Consider the following 4,983-nt stretch of genomic DNA (forward strand, 5'->3'; position numbering starts at 1 on the left):
CTTGGTGAACTGACAGGATTAGCCGCAGAAATCGAAAAAGTTTCTGCTCAGACCAGCCACCGATTCAGTGCATCACAAACTTATTACGTTATCATGCAGCAGCGTATCGTTGAATTGAGGGAGGAGCGTATCGAAGGACTGCAAATGCTGTATGAATTCAGGAAACAACGTGTGACTTCAGCAATGGGTACTTTTGATCTGGTGCGTTCGAAACTCGAAATTCTTTCTTTACGTGTGGCGCGTGCTTCATCCATGTTACGCACGCGCGTTGATATTTCCATGGAATCGCAAATTCGTGATTTGTTGAAATCCATGGATAATCGAGCACACTTGCAGTTACGTTTGCAAGAAACGGTTGAGGGTTTATCGGTTGTTGTGTTGAGTTACTATTTGCTTGGTATCGTGGGTTATGGGCTAAAGGCAGCGAAAGCCGCGGGATATGCGATCAATGTGGAATTGATCACAGGGATCGCAATCCCGGTAGTTTTCATGATTGTGTTTTTTGGTGTGAGGCGATTACGCCGGCTGGTGAAGAAAAGTAATTAAGCCGCTTACTGGTTGCTGCATGACTACCTGAATGCTTTGCCGATGGTAAACAGAGGAATTGCAGATATTGGCAAGTAGTTAGAAGAATCTTGTGAACCAAGGTGAAATTGAGCGCTACTTTTATCTAAGATAGCGCTCAATTTTGCAAAATTAGTTTCGGTTCCGGTCAGGAAACAACACTCTCAGATTCTTCTGCGGTAACTGCTTTCATGCTTAGGCGAAGCCGGCCCTTATCATCAGCTTCAAGTACTTTTACTCGGACCGACTGGCCTTCTTTAAGGTAAGTAGCCACATCTTCAACGCGCTCATTAGCAATTTGAGAAATATGCAATAAACCGTCTTTACCAGGAAGAACGCTAACAATTGCACCAAAATCAAGCAGTTTCAATACTACACCGATATAGATTTTACCTACCTCTACTTCTGCAGTAATATCTTCGATACGTTTTTTAGCCAATTCGCCACCCTCGCTATTGATGCAGGCGATCATGACTGTGCCATCATCGGTTATATCTATCGTGGTATTGGTTTCTTCAGTTAGGGCGCGAATGACTGCGCCTCCTTTACCGATAACATCGCGAATTTTCTCAGGATTAATTTTAAATTTGATAATACGTGGTGCGTGTGTCGAAATATTTTCCCGGGTTGCAGGCAGAGCCTTCTTCATAATATCCAGGATATGCAAACGGCCTTCTTTAGCCTGGTGTAAGGCTACCTGCATAATTTCCTTGGTAATTCCTTGAATTTTTATATCCATTTGCAGAGCAGTAATGCCTTTTTCAGTACCTGCAACCTTGAAATCCATATCACCGAGGTGATCTTCATCGCCAAGGATATCGGTAAGTACAGCAAAGCGATTTCCTTCCTTGATCAATCCCATAGCAATACCTGCTACATGAGCTTTTAAGGGTACACCTGCATCCATCAACGCAAGACATCCACCACAGACCGATGCCATGGAGCTGGAGCCATTAGATTCCATGATCTCAGAAACGACTCTTAACGAGTAACCAAATTCTTCAGTCGAAGGAAGTACTGCTTCCAATGCGCGCTTGGCCAGGCGGCCATGACCTATTTCACGTCGCTTTGGAGTCCCGACACGACCGATTTCTCCAGTAGCAAAAGGGGGCATATTGTAATGAAGCATGAAGCGTTCCGAATATTCCCCTTGTAAGGTATCAATTCTCTGCTCATCACGAGCAGTTCCTAAAGTAGCCACAGCCAGGGCCTGAGTTTCACCTCGCGTAAAGAGTGCAGAACCATGGGTACGTGGCAGCACACCATGGCGTATGGTAATAGGACGTACAGTTCTTGTGCCACGTCCATCTATGCGAGGTTCGCCATCGAGAATACGCGTACGGACAATCTGGGACTCCAACTCAAACCCAATTTCTTTGACTGATTGTTCATCTGGACCATTTTCTGTGCCTACCCCTAATTCTGCGTAGACGCGTTGCCAGATTTCTTTGATGGCTTCAGTTCTAACTTGTTTTTGTTTTAATTGAAATGCGTTACGTAGATCTGCTTCTGCCAGTTGTGTAATTTTCTCAATTAATACCGGATCTCTTTCAACTGGCTTCCAGTCCCACGCGGTGACACCGGCTTCATCAGCGAATTCATTAATAGCATCAATGACCACTTGCATTTGTTCATGGCCATACACGACAGCACCAAGCATGGTTTCTTCAGACAATTCCGTTGCTTCTGATTCAACCATTAATACCGCTTGTTGTGTTCCGGCTACAACCAAATTAAGTTGAGTTTGTTTGAGTTCGCTGGTAGTAGGGTTAAGCACATATTCGTCATTGATATAACCAACACGGGCAGCTCCAATAGGACCATCAAATGGAATGCCTGAAAGAACTAATGCTGCAGAAGTGCCAATCATTGCCGGTATATCAGCATCCACTTCGCTGTCAGACGATAAAACCGTTGCAACAATCTGGATTTCATTATAAAAGCCAGCGGGAAAGAGTGGACGAATAGGACGATCAATCAATCTCGAAGTGAGTGTTTCTTTCTCAGAAGGGCGGCCCTCACGTTTAAGAAAGCTACCTGGAATTCGGCCTGCAGAATAGAATTTCTCCTGATAATCAACGGTTAATGGAAAAAAATCTTGTCCAGGTTTTGTATTTTTATCTCCTACGACGGTAACCAGTACAACTGTATCCTCCATCGTAACCATCACTGCGCCATGAGCTTGCCGCGCAATTTCTCCGGTTTCCAAAGTAAGATTATGGCGACCGTAGGTAATACTTTTCTTTATTAGTTTCAATTAGCAACCCTTCTTTATTGATGTAATCATCCTTGCTTGATTGGCTTTCTCCACGCTATACCTTTTTATTCTTTAGCCAAAAAAGATTTAAACCATTACTTAAAAAGCTTTTCTGAGCTGGGGAAGAAAGCAAATAAGTTAATTATTTGCGTAAACCAAGGCGCTCAATTAGCGTAAGATAGCGATCGCTGTTCTTTTTTTTCAAGTAATCAAGTAACTTGCGTCGATGACTTACCATTTTAAGTAAGCCGCGGCGGGAATGATGATCTTTGGCGTGTGCTTTGAAGTGGTTGATCAAATCATTGATGCGAGTAGTCAAAAGTGCCACTTGTACTTCAGGAGAACCAGTATCTCCTGCGGCTCTTTGATAGTCACGCACCACCTGGGCTTTTTGCTCAGTTGTGACTGCCATATAATTTTCTCCAGTTTTGTTAATTAACCTATTATAAGAAAGCCGGAATTTTACCCTTTAATGGGTTATTTGTCCAAAGCTTACAAAGTGTTGGGATGATGTGATACAGTCGGAAAGAATCTGTAAAGATCTCGATAATTTGAATAAATACTATCCTGATGGAATTCAGAATGGGAGGTATTTTATAAGTCTTGGGAGCGCTATACAAGAAATATTACTGATTGGAAAATATTTGATGCAAATCATCACTGCATCAATTCGCCATATTCATTCTTCTTTAGGAATTTGAATATTTGGAAAGATCACAGAAAATGCAGTTCCCATACTTGGCTCGCTCGTGACTTTAAGCTGGAGGTTATTATTACCTGCAGCAATTTTAACTAACGATAGACCAATACCGCTGGATGACTGGTTATGTAACACTGCTCTTGGAGAATAAAAGTATTCGTCAAAAATGTTCGGTAAATCCTTTGCCTCAATTCCAATTCCATGGTCGGTAATTGTCACGATTGCTGAATTATTAGGCGACTCAAGAGTGGAAACAATATCTACCACCGTATTATCATAAGAATAGGTGATTGCGTTGGCAATGATGTTTTCAAGCAATATTTCGATTTGATCCGGGATGCCACGAGCAAGAAAATTCTGGGCTGATAGTTTTATTTCAATATTTCTGGCTTTTGCGAGTGGTTCTAATTTATCGACGCATTTATCAATCATTGCCGAGATGTCAACGTATTCCATCGCATCCGTATTTTTTCCGGCTGTTTTTAATCGTTCAAGCCTAAGCACATCCAGAATTAAATGAGACATGCTATGTCCACGTTTATCAATTCTGCTGAGCACCTCTTCTATTTCAGCGGGTACCTGTCCGCAATACCCACCTTTGATCAGATTAATTTTGCTTCTAATGGCATCGAGTGGCGCTTTAAGTTGATGCGTCATGAGCATGGCGTACTGATCTTTTGCAATTTGAGCTTGATGGATTTGCTCATAGGCGTCACGCAGGTATTGCTCGTGTTTACGAACAACAAGCGTAAGACGTGAAACGACATACCAGACGATAAGAAACAATGTGTCGAGTGCGATCATCCATACGAGTACATGGCCTTTGTGCAAGCTCTCACTTGAAAACTTTGGGTCTATAAGAATAGATTGTGATACTTGAAGAAACATTCCACTTTCGACGAGTAGCACAATCGTATACATCGCACAGACTATGATTGCTACAAATAAACTTTCCAGGGCTGAGAAGAAAATGCATGCTAAGGCAATATGGAGAATATAGAAGAAGGGGGCGGGTGTTGCAGTACTACCAACATAATGCACGACTACCGATAAACACAATAAATCAACAATAATCTGCACCCAAATGTTGATTGAAGGTGAGTTGTAATGTGAAGATTGACAAAAATCCAGTGCATAAATATAGGCAAAATTGGCCACACTCAGAACGGCTGTGATGGCAAGCGGCCAATCTTGTTGTTCTCTGATTCCTAATTGAGTAAGTGTATCCGACGCGATCAGAGCTACAATTTGAAAAAGAATCAATGCACCAATGACAGCCCATCGAAAGATGATAAACCAGCGGATATTATCTATTAATATCTCGTCGCTTAATTTCTGCCCACTTTCTTTCACTCCTTTTAAAGTAAATTGCTTCGTAGGGTTTCTCCTGGAAAAATCGGCAGTTGACATGATACTTAGTCATAAACGATCCTCCATTCAGTTTTCGCCGCCCATAGGCGGT

The 4,983-nt window shown here is 42.2% G+C and carries 4 protein-coding genes; 1 reads left to right on the forward strand and 3 read right to left on the reverse strand.

The window, feature by feature from the left end:
• Positions 1-546: DUF3422 domain-containing protein (locus tag J5I83_RS02700; protein ID WP_304053092.1), on the forward strand; the 546-nt coding region annotated here is incomplete at its 5' end.
• A gap of 166 nt (positions 547-712) precedes the next feature.
• Here J5I83_RS02700 and pnp read toward each other — a convergent pair.
• From pnp to J5I83_RS02715, 3 genes are all read right to left on the reverse strand, one after another.
• Positions 713-2,821: a polyribonucleotide nucleotidyltransferase gene (gene pnp / locus J5I83_RS02705; RefSeq protein ID WP_304053094.1), complete on the reverse strand. Its 2,109-nt coding sequence runs from the start codon at positions 2,819-2,821 to the stop codon at positions 713-715.
• Positions 2,822-2,963: 142 nt separating this feature from the next.
• Positions 2,964-3,233 carry a 30S ribosomal protein S15 gene (rpsO, locus tag J5I83_RS02710; RefSeq protein WP_304053095.1) on the reverse strand — a complete coding sequence of 90 codons (270 nt, stop codon included), beginning with the start codon at positions 3,231-3,233 and terminating at the stop codon, positions 2,964-2,966.
• 267 nt (positions 3,234-3,500) lie between these two features.
• Complete coding sequence (locus J5I83_RS02715; protein ID WP_304053098.1) at positions 3,501-4,931, reverse strand: HAMP domain-containing sensor histidine kinase; 1,431 nt, start codon at positions 4,929-4,931, stop codon at positions 3,501-3,503.
• Positions 4,932-4,983: the final 52 nt, after the last annotated feature.

It is taken from the genome of Nitrosomonas communis, from assembly GCF_024102715.1.
Lineage (GTDB): Bacteria > Pseudomonadota > Gammaproteobacteria > Burkholderiales > Nitrosomonadaceae > Nitrosomonas > Nitrosomonas communis_B.